The 18,649-nt window shown below is 71.5% G+C and carries 17 protein-coding genes; 9 read left to right on the top strand and 8 right to left on the bottom strand.

What is annotated here, in order from left to right:
- The first annotated feature begins 121 nt into the window (after positions 1-121).
- The 3 genes from Q2K21_RS19665 (at position 122) to Q2K21_RS19655 (ending at position 5,420) form a co-directional block, all read left to right on the top strand.
- On the top strand, positions 122-1,600 hold the full coding sequence (locus Q2K21_RS19665; RefSeq protein ID WP_310772709.1) for a DUF6777 domain-containing protein: 1,479 nt from the start codon (positions 122-124) through the stop codon (positions 1,598-1,600).
- Positions 1,601-1,903: 303 nt separating this feature from the next.
- Complete coding sequence (locus Q2K21_RS19660) at positions 1,904-3,988, top strand: SpoIIE family protein phosphatase (protein ID WP_310772707.1); 2,085 nt, start codon at positions 1,904-1,906, stop codon at positions 3,986-3,988.
- Positions 3,989-4,559: 571 nt separating this feature from the next.
- Entirely contained in the window at positions 4,560-5,420 is an 861-nt protein-coding gene (locus Q2K21_RS19655; protein WP_310772705.1) for an Fpg/Nei family DNA glycosylase, read from the top strand.
- A 71-nt stretch (positions 5,421-5,491) separates the two neighbouring features.
- Here the strand turns inward: Q2K21_RS19655 and Q2K21_RS19650 are convergent, their stop codons facing one another.
- A complete protein-coding gene (locus Q2K21_RS19650; RefSeq protein ID WP_310772703.1) occupies positions 5,492-5,827 on the bottom strand; it encodes a hypothetical protein in 336 nt (111 codons plus the stop codon).
- 47 nt (positions 5,828-5,874) lie between these two features.
- On the opposite strand from Q2K21_RS19650, the gene Q2K21_RS19645 reads away from it, so the two are divergent.
- From Q2K21_RS19645 to Q2K21_RS19635, 3 genes are read left to right on the top strand one after another with little or no spacing between them, the layout of a single operon-like run.
- Positions 5,875-6,189: a type VII secretion target gene (locus Q2K21_RS19645; protein ID WP_310772701.1), complete on the top strand. Its 315-nt coding sequence runs from the start codon at positions 5,875-5,877 to the stop codon at positions 6,187-6,189.
- 29 nt (positions 6,190-6,218) lie between these two features.
- Positions 6,219-6,965 carry a hypothetical protein gene (locus tag Q2K21_RS19640; RefSeq protein ID WP_310772699.1) on the top strand — a complete coding sequence of 249 codons (747 nt, stop codon included), beginning with the start codon at positions 6,219-6,221 and terminating at the stop codon, positions 6,963-6,965.
- Positions 6,966-6,991: 26 nt separating this feature from the next.
- The gene (locus tag Q2K21_RS19635; RefSeq protein ID WP_310772697.1) at positions 6,992-7,378 is read left to right on the top strand and encodes a hypothetical protein; all 387 of its coding nucleotides are present in this window, start codon (positions 6,992-6,994) and stop codon (positions 7,376-7,378) included.
- A 159-nt stretch (positions 7,379-7,537) separates the two neighbouring features.
- On the opposite strand, the gene Q2K21_RS19630 is transcribed toward Q2K21_RS19635, so the two are convergent.
- The 4 genes from Q2K21_RS19630 to Q2K21_RS19615 form a co-directional block, all read right to left on the bottom strand.
- The gene (locus Q2K21_RS19630) at positions 7,538-8,194 is read right to left on the bottom strand and encodes a zf-HC2 domain-containing protein (protein ID WP_310772695.1); all 657 of its coding nucleotides are present in this window, start codon (positions 8,192-8,194) and stop codon (positions 7,538-7,540) included.
- A 143-nt stretch (positions 8,195-8,337) separates the two neighbouring features.
- Positions 8,338-8,853 carry a hypothetical protein gene (locus tag Q2K21_RS19625; protein ID WP_310772692.1) on the bottom strand — a complete coding sequence of 172 codons (516 nt, stop codon included), beginning with the start codon at positions 8,851-8,853 and terminating at the stop codon, positions 8,338-8,340.
- Between the two features lie 135 nt (positions 8,854-8,988).
- Positions 8,989-9,537: a sigma-70 family RNA polymerase sigma factor gene (locus Q2K21_RS19620; protein WP_310772690.1), complete on the bottom strand. Its 549-nt coding sequence runs from the start codon at positions 9,535-9,537 to the stop codon at positions 8,989-8,991.
- A gap of 246 nt (positions 9,538-9,783) precedes the next feature.
- The gene (locus tag Q2K21_RS19615; RefSeq protein ID WP_310772688.1) at positions 9,784-10,245 is read right to left on the bottom strand and encodes a universal stress protein; all 462 of its coding nucleotides are present in this window, start codon (positions 10,243-10,245) and stop codon (positions 9,784-9,786) included.
- 123 nt (positions 10,246-10,368) lie between these two features.
- On the opposite strand from Q2K21_RS19615, the gene lysX reads away from it, so the two are divergent.
- Positions 10,369-13,653 carry a bifunctional lysylphosphatidylglycerol synthetase/lysine--tRNA ligase LysX gene (lysX, locus tag Q2K21_RS19610; protein WP_310772686.1) on the top strand — a complete coding sequence of 1,095 codons (3,285 nt, stop codon included), beginning with the start codon at positions 10,369-10,371 and terminating at the stop codon, positions 13,651-13,653.
- A 104-nt stretch (positions 13,654-13,757) separates the two neighbouring features.
- Entirely contained in the window at positions 13,758-14,603 is an 846-nt protein-coding gene (locus tag Q2K21_RS19605) for a polysaccharide deacetylase family protein (RefSeq protein ID WP_310772684.1), read from the top strand.
- A gap of 22 nt (positions 14,604-14,625) precedes the next feature.
- Here Q2K21_RS19605 and Q2K21_RS19600 read toward each other — a convergent pair whose 3' ends face one another.
- Positions 14,626-15,291 carry a class F sortase gene (locus tag Q2K21_RS19600; protein ID WP_310772682.1) on the bottom strand — a complete coding sequence of 222 codons (666 nt, stop codon included), beginning with the start codon at positions 15,289-15,291 and terminating at the stop codon, positions 14,626-14,628.
- A 333-nt stretch (positions 15,292-15,624) separates the two neighbouring features.
- Between Q2K21_RS19600 and Q2K21_RS19595 the strand changes: the two genes are divergently transcribed.
- On the top strand, positions 15,625-16,125 hold the full coding sequence (locus Q2K21_RS19595) for a hypothetical protein (RefSeq protein WP_310772680.1): 501 nt from the start codon (positions 15,625-15,627) through the stop codon (positions 16,123-16,125).
- Between the two features lie 105 nt (positions 16,126-16,230).
- On the opposite strand, the gene Q2K21_RS19590 is transcribed toward Q2K21_RS19595, so the two are convergent.
- On the bottom strand, positions 16,231-16,977 hold the full coding sequence (locus Q2K21_RS19590; RefSeq protein WP_310772677.1) for a hypothetical protein: 747 nt from the start codon (positions 16,975-16,977) through the stop codon (positions 16,231-16,233).
- 204 nt (positions 16,978-17,181) lie between these two features.
- Positions 17,182-17,946, bottom strand: coding sequence for a bestrophin-like domain (locus Q2K21_RS19585; RefSeq protein WP_310772675.1), 765 nt, complete (start codon positions 17,944-17,946; stop codon positions 17,182-17,184).
- Positions 17,947-18,649: the final 703 nt, after the last annotated feature.

The following is an 18,649-nucleotide window of genomic DNA, read 5'->3' as shown; positions in this document are numbered from 1 at the left end:
ATCGGGCCGATCGGCGCCGATCGGGCCGTGACTGCGGGTATACCGTTCCTCCGCTTGCGTAACCCAAGTGACAGGCGCAGACAATAGTGACGAATTGCCCGGTATGAAGCGGGAGAATCTGGTGAAGACGCCCATCAGGGCGCTGAATGCGCCTCTCAGGACCCTTGTCGCGGCCTGCGCCCTCTCGGTGGCGGCCCTGCTCTGCGCCGGCTGCGCCGACGGGAACATCCTGGCATCCGGCACCCGGACGGGGGGCGAGATCTTCCTCCAGCCCGCCGCGGCCCAAGGCCCCGACCCCTTCACCGCCTCGACGGTCGTCTCCGCCGTGGCTTCGGGATCCGTCACCCGAACACCGCAGGCGGGGGCGGACCGGAGCACCTCGGTGGCCCGCTCGTTCTCCGGCGCCACCCCGGGCCTCTACGGCGGCACGCAATCCGTCGGCAGCTGCGACGTCGAACGGCAGACAGCCTTCCTCACCGCCGACCGGGCCAGGGGCCGCGCCTTCGCCCAGGCGTCCGGCATCGGCCAGGCGTCCATACCCGCGTTCCTGCACGGCCTGACCTCGGTCGTCCTGCGCGCCGACACCCGGGTCACCAACCACGGCTTCCGCGACGGACGGGCCACTGGCTACCAGTCCGTGCTGGAGGCCGGTACCGCCGTCCTCGTCGATGGCCGCGGCGTGCCTCGCGTCCGCTGCGCCTGCGGCAACCCGATCGACGCGCCCGCCGCCGTCAAGGGTGCCCACGCCACCAGCGGCCGCTCCTGGACCGGGTATCGGCCTGCCCAGGTGATCACGGTGATCCCGGCGCCGCAGACCGTCACCCACATCACGATCATCAGCATCGAGCACAGGAACACGTGGATCGAGCGCCGGATCGGTGACGACGGGCACCGGGACGTCGTCGTACGACCGCAGCCGGCCGCCGTCGGACCGCCGAAGGACACCGGCACGGACGGCCCGCGACTGGAGCCGTCCGACAGGCTCGCGCACGAGTTGTCGTCCTCCGCGAGCGGGGATGGCGCGTCACCGGCCGAGACATGGCCGTCCCTGACCGTGGGTGGCGCGTCACCGGGCGAGACCCGGCCGTCCCTGACCGGGGGCGGCGCGTCGCCGCAGCAGAACGGCCTGTCGCCGCAGAACTCCGCGGACGACTGCGCGACGCCCACGCCGACCGTGAGCCCGACCGTCACGCCGGGTATGCCGGACGTTCCGTCGGACGGGTCCTCGGCGCCGGGAGGAACCTCGGCCCAGGGCGCAGACCCACGCTCCGACTGCGCCACCGCCACAGCCACCGCCACCTCCCCCGCCACACGCATGGCGCCGCCGACGACCTCGTCCGGGACGAGCGTGCCGTCCTCGGCGGCCGTCCCGCCCCCGGCGGCGCCCACGGGCCCGACCGACCAGACCAACCCGACCGACCCGATCGACCCTTCCGCCACCGCGGAGCCCGCGATCCCGTTCGGTTCGCCGGGCGACGACATCGGCCCGTCATCCGTGCCCGAGGTCCCCGACGTCCCCGACGGCGGCGGTCTCATCCCCGACGACACGAGCACCGCGGACGTCCTCTTCGACAGCCCGGCCGGCGTCTTCAACGGCTGAGCCGTCGTGGCCGCCCCGGCGTCCCCACCCTCTTCGCCCAGAAGGGGGGCGCCCTCACCGTCTTCGCCCAGAAGTTGCAGAAGCCAAGCCCGCCGCCCGCAAGGCCTCCCCGGCGAATCCGGCCGAGCCCTCCCCGGCGCAGGCCGCACATCCGGCTGCCCCGCGCCCGCCGGCGCCCAAGCCCCCGGTGGCCGAGCGGCCCGCGGTGGCCCCGACCTCGGGTCCGGCCCCCTCGGGTGCGGCCCCGACCCCGGGCCCGTCGCTGAAGTCGAAGATTCGGGCAAACCCTGGCAAGGTGGGCCCATGGCTGATCGGGGAGGGAGCCCCCTGTCACTCCCGCAGGCCTGGCCCGCCCACCCGGATCCGATCCTGGCGCTCAACCGCATGGGCAGCTTCGACTGGGACCTGGACACCGGGCTGTTCCACATGGACGCCCAGGCCCACGAGATCTTCGACCTGCGCCCCGGCGAATACGACGGCCACCCCGAGTCCCTGGCGACCCGGGTCCCGCCGACCGAGGCCCGGCGCCTGGACGCCCTGGTCGCCCAGGCCATCAAGGACGGCAGCGAGAACTACGGCGCCTACTTCCGCATCCGCCGCCGCGACGGCGCCCCGCGCTGGACCCACACCCAGGGCTACATCCGGCGCGACGGGACGGGCCGGCCGCGCCGGATCATCGGGATCGTCCGCGACGCGACCGAGGAACTGCGCGACAGCCAGGCCCGCGTCGACCTGACGGCGCAGGACGAGGCGCTGCGCCAGCAGACGAACGTCGTCCAGACCACCACCGCCGCGCTGGCCCACGCCCGCACGGTCCAGGACGTCATCGACGTCCTCAAGGACAGTCACGGCCTCACCCACCTCGGCGCGGCCAGCCTGGTCGTGGGACTGGTGGAGGCCGGCCGTATACGGCTGGTGGCCGAGGGACCGGAGGGCAGCTCCGTGCCCGGCACCATGGTCACGCGCATCGACGAGCCGTACCCGATGAGCGAGGTCGTACGGACCCTCACCCCGCGGTTCATCGAGTCACCCGAGGAGTTCGCCGAGCAGTATCCGATCCTGTGGCCGCACCTCACGGACCTGCGGATCACCTCGGCCGCCTACCTGCCGCTGATCGTGCAGGCCCGCCCCATCGGTGCCATGGGCCTGCTCTACGACGACCGGCGCGGCTTCACCCCGGAGGAGCAGAACCTCCTCGTCGCGCTCGGCAGCAGCATCGCGCAGAGCCTGCAACGCGCCATGTTCTACGAGCAGGAGAAGGATCTCGCCGAGGGGCTCCAGCAGGCGATGCTGCCGCGCTCCATCCCCAGCGTGCCCGGTGCCGACATCGCCGTCCGTTACCGTGCCGGTGGTGCCGGAGGCTCCCTCGGCCGGGACATCGGCGGGGACTGGTACGACCTGATCCCGCTGCCCGGCGGCCGTGTCGGCGCCGTCATCGGTGACGTCCAGGGCCACGACACGCACGCTGCCGCCGTCATGGGCCAGCTGCGGATCGTCCTGCGCGCGTACGCCGCCGAGGGGCACACGCCGGCCACGGTGATGGCCCGCGCCTCGGTCTTCCTCGACGAACTCGACACCGAACGCTTCGCGACCTGCCTGTACGCGGAGGCCGACCTGTCCACCGGAGTGGTGCAGCTGGTCCGTGCGGGCCATATCGATCCACTGCTACGGCTGGCCGACGGGGACTGCCGGCGCCTGCCCGTCGAGGGCGGACTGCCGCTCGGGCTGTCCGCCGAGTTCGGCCGGCTCGAATACCCGGTCACCATCGCAGAACTACACCCCGGCCAGGCCCTGCTGCTGTGCACCGACGGACTGATCGAACAGCCCGGCGCCGACCTCGACGAGGGCGTACAGGCTCTGCGGGAGCTGATCCGCAAGGGCCCCGAGGACGTGCACGACCTCGCGAACCGGCTCATCGACGTGGCCGAGGAACGGGGCGGCGACGACGATGTGGCCCTGCTCGTCCTGCGGCGCCGGGGCCGGTCCCAGCGGTCCGGTGGCCGGCTCCAGCAGCACGTGGGGCCCGGCGACCCGCAGGCCCTCAGGGCGGCCCGCCGCACGATCCGCGCCGCCGTCCGCGCGTGGGGCGCCGGCGAGCGCTCCGACGAGATCGAACTGGTCGCCGACGAGCTGATCACCAACGTCCTCCTGCACACCGAGGGCTCCGCGATCGTCACCCTCCGGATCCTCCACGGCCACGACCGCAGGCTCCGCGTGGAGGTCGAGGACTCCTCCAGCGCCCTGCCCCGCATGCGCGAGGCCGGCGACTCGGGCGTCTCGGGCCGCGGCCTGCTGCTCGTCGACCGGCTCACGGACGTGTGGGGCGTGGAGGCGCGCGGTGGAGGCAAGGCCGTTTGGTGCGAGTTCATGGTCAGGCGTCGCGACTGACATGATCCGCGGTCCGCGGTCGGCGATGCCGGGTCGGCATGCCCGGTCCGCGATGCCGGGTCGGTGATGCCGGGTCTGCGGGCCCGGGGCGGCGATGTGCGGTCGGCGGTTCCGGGTCGGGGATGCCGGGTTCGGCGATGTGCGGCCGGTGATGCTCAGTCGGGGATGCGCGCTCCGCGGTTCCGGGTCGGCATGCCCGCTGCGCGATGCCGGGTCTGCGGTCCCGGGTCGCGATGCCGGTCTGCCCGGGGTCGTGATGCCCGGTCGGGGATGCGCGGTCTGCGGTCTCCGGCCGGCGATGCGAGCTCCGCGGCCCCAGGCCGGGGATGTTCGGTCTGCGGTGCCCGGTCGGGGATGTGCGGTTCGCGGTGCCGGGTCGGGGATGCTGCCGGGCCTGTGGTCCCGGGTCGGGGATGTTCGGTCTGCGGTCCCGGGTCGGCGAAGTGCCCGGTTGTTGGTCCTGGGTCTGCGGTCCCGGGTGCGCGATGCCCGGTCCCGGTCCCTGGTCCCAGTCCCGGTCCGATCCCCGAGTCCGGGTCGCGCTGTCGGTGGTGGGTGGCACTCTGGACACATGCCGGAACTGCCCGAGGTGGAAGCGCTCAAGGACTTCCTCACCGATCATCTCGTCGGCCGCGAGGTCGTTCGGGTGCTGCCCGTCGCGATCAGCGTCCTGAAGACGTACGACCCTCCGGTCACCGCCTTCGAGGGCCGCGCGGTCACGGCCGTGCGCCGGTACGGCAAGTTCCTCGACCTGGAGGCCGACGGACTGCACTTCGTCACGCATCTGGCCCGCGCGGGCTGGCTCCAGTGGAAGGACCGCCTCCCCGACGGCGCACCCCGCCCCGGCAAGGGCCCGCTCGCCCTGCGGGTCGCACTGGAGACGGGGGAGGGCTTCGACCTGACGGAGGCGGGCACACAAAAGCGGCTCGCGGTGTATGTCGTACGGGATCCGCGGGAAGTCCCGGGCGTGGCCCGCCTGGGCCCGGATCCGCTGGCCGCGGACTTCGACGAGCAGCGCTTCGCGACGCTCCTGGAGGGCGAGCGCCGGCAGATCAAGGGCGCGTTGCGCGACCAGAGCCTGATCGCGGGCGTGGGCAACGCCTACAGCGACGAGATCCTGCACGCGGCCGGGATGTCCCCGTTCAAGCTGGCGTCGTCGTTGTCGCCACAGGAGACGCACCGCCTGTACGAGGCGCTGCGCACCACGCTCATGGAGGCGGTGGAGCGCTCGCGCGGCCTGGCCGCCGGTCGTCTGAAGGCGGAGAAGAAGAGCGGGCTCAGGGTCCACGGCCGCGCCGGGGAGCCCTGCCCGGTGTGCGGCGACACGATCCGCGAGGTGTCCTTCAGCGACTCCTCGCTGCAGTACTGCCCGACGTGCCAGACGGGCGGCAAGCCGTTGGCGGATCGCAGGATGTCACGACTGCTCAAGTAGGCGCACGCCCCGGCCGAAGCCCCTCAGTTCAGAAGCCCCTCAGTTCAGAAGCCGCTCAGTTCAGAAGCCGCTCAGTTCAGGAGCACCGTCAGCACCGCGAACCAGGCGACCTCGACGGCGAGGGCGCCGAGCGACCACGGCCACTCACGGCGCCGATAGCCCCTGATCGCGCCCACCGCGGCCCCCGCCATCAGCAGCGCACCGGCGACGCCGAGGAAGACGCCTCCGCCCACGAACAACAGGGCCAGGGAGCCGAGACCGAACATCGCCGCGAACAGCAGCGAGAGTCCCAGGACGTTGCGCCTGATCCGCTGCCATACCTCGGCGCGGGGCTCCTGCCCGTATGCCCCGGACAACGGGGACCGGTTGAGTTCCCCTTGAAGGTCATCGTTATTGCGGTTCGGCATGTGGGGTAACGTACCGCAGGGCCAGGGCCGAATACGGGGGTGCATGCATGGGATTCGACGTTCACGCGGACGATCTCGACAGCTATGCCACGCAAGTCGGAAGAGCCGCCGAGGACTTCCAGCACGCCGGCCGTTACGCCCTGCAGCACGGCGATGTGGCGGTGTCCAACGAGGGCCTGTTCGGCCTGATCGCGGGCGCGCACGGCGGTGTCCTGGAACGCGTGAGCGCGGCGCTTACCAAGGCGGAGTCCGTGCTGAGGGCAGCCCAGACGGAACTGGTCAAAAGCGCCCAGTACTACCGCGAGACCGACCACGGCAACGCGGCCACGCTCGATGCCACCTACCCCACCAGTAAGCGCTGATCGCCGCTCACATGCCTGGAGGATGCTGAGTGTCCGGGTTCTCTGACACCGCGGAGCCGTCGAGCCGTCTGACGCCGCCCAAGACGCCCGAGGAGTTCTCCCAGGGCGCGCTGCTCGATATCTTCAATGACGCCAGCGATCTGGTGAGCCCCACATATTGGATCACCGAGGCGTACAACGCGGTCTTCGGGTTCAATCCGCTCGACGAGGTGATCCAGTGGTTCGCGGGTGACTGGGAGTCCTTCGCCAAATGTGCAGAAGTGTGGGAGAACATCGGCAAGGCCTGTGACGACATCGCGAAGAATCTCAACTCCGGTAATTCGGCGCTGGATTCGACGTGGAACGGCAACGCCGCCGACGCGGCCTATGTGTACTTCGACGAACTGGCCAAGAAGCTGAACCAGAGCGGCCAGACCTTCGAATCCCTCGCCGACACCTACAAGTACCTCGCGCACGCCGCGTACGCGGCCGCGGAGGGCATCAAGGGCTACCTCGGCGGAATCATCGACGGCCTGATCATCGTCGGCATCGAGATGGCCGCCGGGACCCTGCTGTCGTGGACCGGCGCGGGCGCCCTGGTCGGCTACGGCCTCGCCGCCCTCGAGATCACCCGGATCCTCAAGATGTGGGGCGACGCCACCCAGATGTTCGGCAACGCCCAGGCCATCGTCAACGGCGGAGTGGGCACGCTCGAAGGCCTCGGGGCGGCCATCTACGGCCACCTCCAGAACTTCCCGGCGGTCGGCGCCACCTATGACAATCCGGCCGTCGCTTAGAGGGCGGGCGAGAGGAAGCGCGAACCATGGCTGACGAGGAACGTCAGATCGGCGATGCCGACCTGATGGACATCACGCACGACGAGGTCCGGGCCAGGGCCCTGCGCAAGTCGCTGCAGCGGCTGGCGGACAGCCAGTCGGGCAACGGAGCCCTGCAGGAGATGGCCCGGGAGGTCCTCTCCGGCCGCATCGGTCTCCGTGAGGCACTGCGCGTCGGGGCGTACTCCGAGGCGCTCGGCGAGCGCCTCGCCCAGGCGCGTCAGGAGTACGAACAGCAGTCCCCAGAGGAACGGGAGCAGCAGCGCGCCGAAGCCTTGAACTATCTCAAGGCGCAGCACGAGGAGATCGAACAGGAGCGGCAGGAACAGGCTGCCCGCCCGGGCGCGAAACCCCGTGGCCACGGCGGCCGGTAGCGCTCCGGCTTCCCGCCGATGAAGCAGGAACCCGAGGGAGCGCCGCGGAGCGGTGCAGACCGCAATCGCCTGCGTTTACGCAGGTGAGGACATCAAGCCCGGTACGAGCGCGACCACCTCGGCCGGGTCGTCCTCGCGCTCATGAGTCGCTGACGCCGGTCACCGGGACTTCAGCGTGACCAGGTGCTGCCCGTCCTTGGTGCGTACCTCGTAGTGGTCGATGTCCTGGGACGGCAGCGCAGCGCCCCCCTGCATGGTGGTCGCCTCGCCGTCGTCCGCGGGCACCATCCAGCTCGTCACCGTCTGCTCCGAGCCGTCCTTGCCGACCGCCACGAGCAGGCAGGAGTGCGGGCCGGACTTGTCCTTGACCGTCACGTCGATCTGGCTGCCCCAGACCCGGTCCTCGGCGGTGACCTCGGCCCATACGCCCGTCTTCGGGTCGGTCGCGGTCATCGCCGTCGAAGCCGGGGACGAGGCGTGTTCGGAGACCATCGCGATCGTCGAGCCGCCGACCGCGAACACCACGGCGGCCGCGACGGCGTACAGCCAGCGCCTGCGCCTGCTGCGGTGCTTGGTCGACACCTCGTCGAGCAGCCGCTCCAGCAGCCGCGGCCCGGGTGCCGCGAGGGGGTGCACGGACCGCGGGGTCGCCCTGCGGTACAGCATCAGCTGCCGTGCGGCGGGGCGGAACTCCGTCACGTGTGCCGTGCAACTCGGGCACTCCATGAGGTGGTCCTCGAAGTGGAAGGCTTCCGCCTCGTCCAGGACGCCGAGCGCGTAGGCGCCGACATCGCGATGGCGTTCAAGGGACCTCATACCAAATCCTCATGCCGGTGAACGGGGTGGGGGTGGTGCTGCTGTTGTCCACCGGTACGGACCAGGCGGCCGAATCACTCAAGGGCGTTACCGAATCGCGGCCAAGACATTCGGAGCCGACGGCTGTGCGGATTGGTCCGGGTTCAAAAAAGATGGATGGCGAGGTGTCCCAGGGGCAGTCCCAGCTGCCAGGCGGGCGTCCAGACCTTGGGGCCGTCGTCCTCGCCGACCACCGCCCCGCCGCCGGGCACCGCGTCCAGGTCAGGGGCGAGCAACTCGGTCTCCTCCAGCCAGCGCCAGGCCGCCGCGGCCAGCTCCAGATCCGGCGCCGGGCCGTCCGACTCGGCCGCCTCGGCGGTCAGCTCGGCCATCCGCTCGCCCACCCAGTCCTGCCACGGCTGGTCGTACGCCGTCAGCGAAAGCCAGGTCTCCAGCTGCGAGACGACCCGGATGCCGGAGAGCTCGCCAGTGGTGTCGGACAGGAAGATGGTCAGTGCCAGGGCGTCGCGCCCGGCGCGGAACTCGAATGACGTCGGCGGCATGAGATCGCCGGTGCGCAGCAGTTCGTCCGCGATGTACTCGGCGTACAGCCACGCCATGGGGACGGCCAGTTCACCGCCGCCGGTGCCGTCCGTGCTCTCTTGGCCTCTGTGCAGCATCCCTTCCTGCCTTCCTCCGGTGCGTGCGCGTCGCCCGAACCCGGGCCCCAGCCCGGAACACGGATGAGGCAAGCTGATTGCTCAACCATGGTCCGCAGCAAGGCGCTTTACGGAGGTTTGACTCAGCCTTCGGTTTCACCGCAGGTCGGCCGCGTATCCCGGAAGAACCCGGCGCAGGGCGCGCAGCGCGTAGTACGCGCGGGACTTCACCGTACCGGGCGGAATGCCCAGGACCTCGGCGGCCTCCGCCACACTGGCCCCACGGAAGTACACCTGCACCAGCACTTCCCGGTGCTCGGGAGTGAGTGTCTTCACAGCCTCGCGTACATCGAGCATGGCGGCGGACCGCTCCGCGTGATCGGCGATCACCCGCGCGTTCTCCAGTACGGCGTCCCCGACCTCGGCGGGACGCGCCTGGCGGGCCCGCCGCGCGTCGATGGCGAGCCGCCGGCCGACGGTGAGCAGCCAGGGGCGCACGGAGGTGAAATCATGCGCGCGGAGCGCTTCGGGGTGTTGCCAGGCGCGTACGAACGTCTCCTGCAACAGATCCTCGGCGCGCTGGCGGTCGCCGTCGCTGAGCCTGAGCAGCAGCGCGAAGAGGGGGCGGCCGTGCTCGCGCTGCAGCTCGGCCAGCTCGTGCTCGGCGGTCGTCCCGGTGGAGGGGGTGGTGGTTCCGGCCGTCATGGGCGTATGGCAACGCGGCTCGCTCCGCCGGGACAGTGCGGGAACCGGCCTGTGCGGTGGGCGGTCGCTCTTCGTCGGTGAACGGTGCGGTGAGCGGTCGACCGGGCCGTGAGGCGGGCACGGTCGGCCAGGGAGGCAACCGGGATCAGGTGCCCCGCGGACTCCCGGCGGTGAAGAGTGGCGCAGCGGTGAGCATGAAAGAAGAGCGCATGCAGCGCCCCCCGTCATGGCAGGCAACGCCCCCGATTACGGTACGACCGTCACCGGCCAGCGCCCCGCCTTCACCAGCCGGATCGCCACCGAGCCGATGATCCGGTGCCCGGCCTGCTCGGAGGCGCCCACCACGACCGCGTCCGCCTTCAGCTCGTCGGCCGCCTTGACCAGGCCGTTGTAGGGGTCGCCGCGGAAGGTGTGGAACTCCCAGCGCACGTCGAATATGTCCTTGACCCGCTCGGTGGCCTCGCGGATGTATGCGACCAGGTCCTCCGCGATCTCGTCGGTCGTCTCGGCCACCGGCGCCCCGAGTACCGCCCCCGCCGCCATGACCGGCTGCACGTAGACGACCGCGAGCAGCGCGCGCTGCCGCCTGGCCAGGCCGGCCGCGTAGGCCGCCGCACGGAGTGAGGAGTCGGAGCCGTCCACGCCGACGACGATGACCTTGGGCCCGTCCGTGCCCCGCTCGAACTGGTGCGAGTGCTGTTCCGTCACGGTTGCGAGGCTATCGGAATCCACAGGTCCGGAAGCCGTGCGGGCCCCGGCGGATGCGTGCGGGGCGACCGCTCGGCGGTTCTGAACGGGCGCTCCGTGCCCCCGGTTCCTAGAGTCGACACCATGAGCGCCACCGTGCAGGCCACCGGTTCCCCGCACGCCACCGGGCCCGCCCGGCCGGCCCGGCGCCTCCTCGGCAAGGTGCCCGAGGGCTTCGCCGCCTTCTTCGGTGCCCTCGGCCTCCTGTGCGCGCTGCTCGCGTTCGTCGTCCCCCTGCGCCGCCCGTTGCGCCCGGTGATCCATCTCCTCGACGCGCTGCTCGTACCGGTCAGCGAGAGCCTCGCCTACGCCGTCTTCCTCTTCCTTCTGGCCGGCGCGACCGCCGCCCGCAAGAAGGTCGCCTGGTGGCTGGTCGTCGTCTACCTCGGACTGGTGGTCCTCGCCGACACCCTCGGTATCGCGGCGGGCCTGTACGCCGAGTCCATCCCCTCCCTCGTGCTCGTCGCACTCGCACTGGTCCTGCTGATCGCGGCCCGCGAGGAGTTCTACGCCGCCTCCCGGCGCGGCGCCGTCCGGCGCGCCCTCGCCGTACTGCTGGCCGGGCTCGCCGTGGCGATCCTGCTCGGCTGGGGGCTGGTGGAGTTGTTCCCGGGCACGCTCCAGCACGGTCAACGGCTGCTGTGGGCCGCCAACCGGGTTTGCGGCGGACTCGTCTCCGGGCGCTCCTTCACCGGGCGGCCACCCCACTGGGTCGCCTTCCTCCTCGGCCTCTTCGGCGCCCTCGCCCTGCTGAACGCCGCCGCCACCCTCTTCCGCTCCCAGCGCATGGAGGCGGCGCTGCACGGCGACGAGGAGCGCCGCATCCGGGCCCTGCTCCAGGCGTACGGCGGGGACGACTCCCTCGGCTACTTCGCCACCCGCCGCGACAAGGCCGTCGTCTTCTCACCCAGCGGCAAGGCCGCCGTCACCTACCGCGTCGAGGTCGGCGTGTGCCTGGCCAGCGGTGACCCCGTGGGCGACCGCGAGGCCTGGCCGCACGCCATTCAGGCCTGGCTGGACGTGGCCCGTCGCCATGCGTGGGCCCCCGCCGTCATGGGCGCATCCGAGGACGGCGCCAGGGCGTACGCCCGCGCCGGGCTCGGCGCGCTCCAGCTCGGCGACGAGGCGATCCTGCACGTCGCCGACTTCGACCTGCACGGCCGTGACATGCGGGTCACCCGGCAGGCCGTGGCCCGGGTCGAACGCACCGGCGCGAGATGCCGAGTCCGCCGCCACTCCACCCTCACCGACGAGGAGATGGAGGAGATCATCGACAAGGCCGACGCCTGGCGCGACACCGAGACCGAGCGCGGCTTCTCCATGGCCCTGGACCGGCTCGGCGACCCCGCCGACGGCTGCTGCCTGCTCGTCGAGGCCCTCGGCGCGGACGGCAGGCTCCTCGCACTGCTGTCCTTCGTGCCCTGGGGCCCGGACGGCATCTCGCTGGACCTGATGCGGCGTGATCGCACCGCGCCCAACGGCGTCATGGAGTTCATGGTCGCCGAGCTGTGCGCGGCGGCCGGCAAACTCGGCGTACGACGTGTCTCGCTGAACTTCGCGGTCTTCCGTTCGGTGTTCGAGGAGGGCGCCCGCATCGGTGCCGGCCCCGTGCTCAGGCTCTGGCGCCGGCTGCTGCTGTTCTTGTCCCGGTGGTGGCAACTGGAGGCGCTGTACCGCTCCAACGCCAAATACCACCCCGAGTGGTACCCACGCTTCATCTGCTACGGCGACGCCGCCTCCCTCGCCCGCATCGGACTGGCGTCCGGAATCGCCGAGGGCTTCGTCCCCGTGCCCTCGCTGCGCACGCTGTGGGGCAAGGGGCACCGCGCGGGGGGTCCGCGGCCCGCGACCACCGAGGCCCTGCCGCCGCTGTCGGCACTCGGCCCGGAGGAGGGGGCGGAAGCCCGGGCCGCCGACGTGAGCGCCGCTCTGCCCGAACAGGTCCGCCTCCGCCACCGCAAGCTCGACCGTCTGCGCGCCGACGGCGTCGACCCCTACCCCGTGGGCGTCCCGCCGCCCACGCACACCCTCGCCGGGGCCCGCGACGCTTCCGCGGGGGAGCGGGTGACGGTCGCCGGCCGCGTGATGCTCGTACGGGACTTCGGCGGCATCGTCTTCGTCGTCCTGCGCGACTGGTCGGGCGACCTCCAGCTCGCGCTCACCCGCGCGCGTTCCGGGTCCGCCCTCGAACGGTTCACCCAGGATGTCGACATCGGCGACCACATCACCGCGGCGGGCGAGAAGGGCACCAGCGACAGGGGCGAGCCGACCGTCTTCGTCCTGTCCTGGCAGCTCACGGGCGCGTGTCTGCGCCCCCTGCCCGACAAGCGCCGGGGTCTCACCGATCCCGAGGCCAAGGTGCGCCGCCGCTATCTCGACCTGGTGGTCGGCCCGCGGGCGCGCGAGATCGTACGGGCCCGCTCCGCCGCCGTACAGGCACTGCGCCAGGGGCTGCTCGACCGCGGCTTCCTGGAGGTCGAGACCCCGATGCTCCAGCAGATCCACGGCGGCGCGAACGCCCGGCCCTTCACCACGCACATCAACGCCTACGACCTGGACCTGTACCTGCGCATCGCGCCCGAGCTGTATCTGAAACGGCTGTGTGTCGGCGGCCTGGAGAAGGTCTTCGAGATGGGGCGCACCTTCCGCAACGAGGGCGTCTCCCACAAGCACAACCCCGAGTTCACGATGCTGGAGGCGTACCAGGCCTTCGCCGACTACGACACCATGCTCGACCTCACCCGGGAACTGGTCCAGGACGCCGCGCGGGCCGCTTTCGGTGCGCCCGTCGCGCGCAAGGACGGCACCGAGTACGACATCTCCGGGCCGTGGCCGGTGAAGACGGTGTACGGGGCGATCTCCCAGGCGCTGGGGGAGGAGGTCGACGCCGACACGGACCTCACCGTGCTGCACCGGCACTGCGACCGTTCGGGCGTGCCGTACAGGGCGGACGACGGCCGCGGCGAGATCGTCCTGGAGATGTACGAGCGGCTGGTCGAACAGAGGACGAAGCTGCCCACGTTCTACAAGGACTTCCCGACCGAAGTCTCCCCGCTCACCCGGCAGCACCGCGCCGATCCGCGCCTCGCGGAGCGCTGGGACCTGGTCGCCTTCGGCACCGAACTCGGCACCGCCTACTCGGAGCTGACCGACCCCGTGGAACAGCGGCGCAGGCTCACGGCACAGTCGTTGCTGGCGGCCGAGGGAGACCCCGAGGCGATGGAACTCGACGAGGACTTCCTCGACGCCCTGGAGTACGCGATGCCCCCCACGGGTGGCCTGGGTATCGGCGTGGATCGTCTGATCATGTTCCTCACGGGCCTCACGATCCGCGAGACCCTTCCGTTCCCCCTGGTACGCCGCCGCTGAGGCCGACCACGTACCCGCGGCGTCACTCGTCCCATCGGGTATTTTCCCCGGCCGCTTCGGAGTTGCGCGGACGAGGCGCCGCCCGCACGGGCGACTCATGAATCATGAAAAAGGATCAGCCGCTCATCCGGCGCCGGGCGTTGCTCGCCGGCGCCGCCGTTCTGGGCGCGGCCGGGGCGGCGGGCACGGCCGGAGTGCTCACCACCGCCGACGGCGCACGGCCGGTGCGCGGCACCGCCGCGGTCGCCGGCCCGCAGGCGCGGACCTCGCTCACGACGTCGGCCTTCCGTCTGCAACCCATGACCGGAGACGCACCGGCGTGGCGCACGCCCGCGCGGACCCTCGTCCGCCACGCGCCGATCCTGCGCATGTCCGGACGCGGCAGGAGCATGGTGCTGTCCTTCGACGACGGCCCCCACCCCGACTACACCCCCGGCATCCTGCGCACCCTGCGCGAGTACGACGTGCGCGCGATGTTCTTCGTCTGCGGGGAAATGGCCGTCGACAACAAGGACCTGCTGCGCGAGATGGCCGACGACGGCCACATCGTCGGCAACCACACCTGGACCCATCCGCTGCTCACCCGGCTGTCCCGGTCGAGGATCCGCTCCGAGATGGAACGCACCTGCGAGGTCATCGAGGACGCGTACGGCGAGGCGCCGCTGTGGTTCCGTGCGCCGTACGGGGCCTGGAACCGTGCCGTCTTCCAGTTCGGCGCCGAGCTGGGCATGGAGCCGCTCGCCTGGACGTTGGACTCGCTCGACTGGAGGACCCCGGGCACCCACAAGATCGTCCACCGGGTGGAGGACGGCGCCGCTCCGGGCGTGGTCGTGCTCTCCCACGACGCGGGCGGCAACCGCTCGCAGAGCGTGCGGGCGCTGCGCGACTATCTGCCGTATCTGCTGGATTCCGGGTATCACATCACCGTGCCCAGGCGGCAGTTCACCTGAGCGCTGCCCCGCGGGGCAGCGCTCAGCGCACCTCCACCAGATGGGCGAAGACCACCACGTTCCCGGTGTAGCCGTTCTCCTCGGAGAAGCCTCCCCCGCAGGTGATCACGCGCAGTTCCGGCGTGCCCTTGTTCCCGTAGACACGGTCGCCGGGGAACTGGGTCTTGTTGAAGACCTCGTTGCCGTAGACCTCGAACACCGCGGTCTTCCCGTCCTGACGCCGGACCTCGACGCGGTTTCCCTTCCGCAGCGCGCCGAGCCCGTAGAAGACGGCGGGCCCCTGCTCGTTGTCGACGTGGCCCACGATCACGGCCGTGCCCTTCTCGCCGGGTGAGACCGCACCCGTGAACCAGCCCGCGAGATTGGGGTTCTGGGGCGGCGGCGCGTCCACCCAGCCGGAGAGGTCCAGGCCGACCGGCACGACGGGGGCGTCGATCTGGAGCCCCGGGATGCGGACACGCTCGACCGGGGAGTACGGCAGGGCGTCGGGCGTCTTGGTGAAGGCGGGGCTCGGGATGCCACCGGTGCCCGGGGCCGCCGCCGACGCGGGCTGCGGCGGGCCCGCGGTGAACTCTCCGGAGCCGTTCCGAACAAGGGAGATGCCCGTCAGCAGAACAAGCGCGATCACGCCCCACGGGGCGCGCTTCTTCTGCCGCTCCTCCCCTTCGGCAGACCCGGACGCAGACATTCGTCATCCCCTCTCGACGCGGCCGTCCCCGCGTCCGTCGCGCATGACAGAACGCTATGCACGACGCCGTCCGCGAGCGACCGGGCGTGAGCGAAACGGGTGGTGGCACGGATCCGTCGTGCGCCGTCCGAGTTGCGCCGGCCGGGGATTCTCCGATCGGTCCATGACCTGCGGCAACACCCCGTCGCACAGAAGCTGCCGGGCGCGTCCTCTCACCAGGACGGACCATGCTCGACATGCGGCTTCGCGCATCGCGTCCGAGGGTTCGTCTGGGAGGCGCTTTCTCGCCGATCGACCGGGGACGGGTCCCGGGGCGCTCCCGCGGAGGCTCATATGCGTACTACTCGTGCCCTGGCGGCCGTAGCCGTAGCGGCCGCCGTCATCGGGTTCGCCACGCCCACGGCCAGGGCCCGCGACGAACGGAGCGACATCGTCGCCGGACCCGGAGTCATCACGCGCGGCGGGCAGATGACCCACACGGTGAACCGGACGAGGTGCCGGGCGGAGGGCGGCACGGCCTCCTCGCCGGTCTTCCGGACCGCGCGGCTGCGTCCCGTCGTCGACCACTTTGCGAGCGCCACCGTCGCCATCGACCGCGGGGCATGGCCGGGCTCGTACGACACCACGGTCCGCTGCGGCATCCCCCGGGAGAGCCGGACCCTGGCACGGCCCGCCGTCCTCACCGTCGTCGACGGTGTCCGTGGCGGTGCTGACGCGGGCGGCTCCACGGGTGCGACCCCGGCCGACATGGCGATCGGCGGCGGTCTCGTGGCGGCGGCCGTCATCTGCGGTGGAGTGTTCTGGCTGCGCCGCCGGTCGGAGGACGAGACCTGACGCACGCGCAGTCGAGACCTCCAGCAGGTCGTTGAGAGCTCGGACGTGGTTGTCCTTCGCCCCGGACCCGGACGACAGCCGGGGCGAAGGAGTATGTGGTGTGGGTCAGGACTTGTCGGTGGCGGTGCGGCGGCGTGAGAGGTGCCAGGCCGTACCGACCGCACCCACCACGAGGGCCGCTCCGAGCCCGGTCTTCTTCACATCGAAATCGCCGATGCTGCCGCCGACACCGGCCCGCACGCCGTGCCCCTCGTAGCCGGGCCGGTCGCCGTCGCGCCCACCCCCAAGGCCACCGCCACCGCCAAAGCCACCGCCACCGCCAAGGCCACCGCCACCGCCACCGCCAAGGCCACCGCCACCGCCACCGCCAAGGCCACCGCCACCCCCAAGGCCACCGCCACCGCCAAAGCCACCGCCACCCCCAAGGCCACCGCCACCGCCAAGGCCACCGCCACCCCCAAGGCCACCGCCACCGCCGCCGCCCCAGTTGTCGTCGCGGGCGTTGCCGCGCGCGCCCGCGATGGTGATGTTCGCGTGGTGGCTCTCGTGGCCGCAGTGGAACGTCACGTCGTACCGGGACCCGGGTCTGGCGTCCGAGGCCACCAGGGCAGAGCCCGTGTTCCGGCCCCTGGGAATGGTGATCGTCTCGAAGGCGCCCGAGGAGACCCGGACGTTGTCGTTGCAGCCTCGCACGGACGGTGTTATCCGCCCTCCCGGTTCGATTGTCGTCGGTTGCAGGTCGTAGCCGAACGACGTGAACTCGCCCCCGCCCGCGACGAGGGATCCCGGTGCGTTGCAGCCCAGGGCGGTGACGCCCAGCAATGCGATCGAAGCGATTCGTAGCGCTCGCACGGTGAGCCTCCAGGTCCCCGAGGAGCCTCGCTGCGGACCTTTTCCGCCTGCGCCAGAAATGCACCTCGATGACCGAAACGCTAGGAAACCCGCAGCGTGGGCGCGATCTCAGTGATGCGAATGGGGCACACGCGTGCGCCGCACAGGGGACGGGCGCGTGCGGCGCCCGCCCTCTGCCGGGCGGACCGACGGTGGGGGAGCCCCTCACCCGCGCAAGTGCGGGAACAGGGCCAGGAACGGCTCCGAGGAGGCCGCGATGCCCCGGCTGTAGGGCGCGTCGAAGTCCCAGATGAGGAACAGCAGGAAGGCGATCAGCGCGGAGAAGAGCCCGGCGAGGATCAGTTCGCGGGCCGTACGCCGGATCTGCAGCGCGAACACCATCCCGATGGTGACCACGGCGCCCGAGACCAGCCCGAACCACACCACCCCCGGCATGGTCGAGCCCATCGAGTCGACACGGGCGGCCCGCGCCGTGTCGGCCGCGGTCACCTGGTCGAGGAGCGGCTGGTACGCCTGGGCCTGGAAGTCCGTCCTCGGCTCGAAGTCGGTGACGTCCTGACGGATCCGCTGGAACAGTTCGGCGCCGCGGACGGTCACCTTGCCGTGGTCCGACATCGCCTTCCACTCGGCGCCGACCACGTGACCGGCATACGTATTGACGTCGGCGCGGATGCGGTCGCGGACGTCGGGCGGATAGACCCGGACCCGCTCCGAGATCTCGTGCAACGCCTGCGCCTCGGCCTGGACATGGTCCTCGGCGGCGTTGCGGGCCTCCCAGACCCCCGCGATGGCCAGGCCCAGGACGATGGCGTACACCACGCCGATCCACATCGTCATGTACTCGATCACGTCCGGGGTCTCGGACGGATCGTCGTCCTCGGCGGCCGTGCGGTGCCGTACGAGCGTCACCAGGACCACGACGGCACAGGCGGCCGCCATCGCGAGGGTGAGAACAAGCCATTCCGACAAGAGGTTCCTCCAGAGATCAGCGCGGACGCAGAGCGGCGACGGCGATCACCGCGGGCGCGGCGATGAGCAGGGTGAACATGAGGGGCGACGGGCCGTCGTGCGGCGGCCGCGGTCGGGACACCGCGTGGTACGGCGGAAAGTGCACCCGGGTGGCTGCGGGGTGCGGTCTCGGCCGGTGCGAGGGCGTCGGGGTCGGCGTCGGGGTGGGCGTGGGATCCGGTGTCGGTGCCGGCCGGGGGCGCGGGGCCGCGAGGGGCGGTGGCGGAGGCGGCGCCACGGGTTTCGGTGTGGGCCTCGGCTTCGGGGGCGGCGGGGGCTTCGGCGATGGCTTGGCCGTGGGTGTTGGGCTCGGGGTGGGCGTGCGGGTCGGCGTGGGTGTGGGGGTGGGCGTGAAGCACGGTGGTGGGGTGGGCCAGTGGCCGCCACCCGCGACCGCCACCGCCTCCGTGCCGTCGGGGCCGGTCGACGCGGACGCGCACGCGTCGGCCGACGCCGAGCCCGCGGGGCCGCCCACGAGGATCCAGACCAGCGTCACCAGGGCCAACACCCTTGGGGCGAGGGCGGATCGGGTCCGTTCGGGTCGATGCACGACCGAGATCATGATCCTGTCCGTGGCCATGCACGCCGTAGCCGTGGTGAATTGCCTCGAAGGAGGGAGATCCGCCTTCGGGTGGTTTGACCGACAGCACCCGGACCGCCACGA

This window comes from Streptomyces sp. CGMCC 4.7035 (assembly GCF_031583065.1).
GTDB classification, from domain to species: domain Bacteria; phylum Actinomycetota; class Actinomycetes; order Streptomycetales; family Streptomycetaceae; genus Streptomyces; species Streptomyces yaanensis.
Note: the sequence above shows the minus strand (reverse complement) of the source record. Positions and strands in the feature narration are given on the sequence as shown.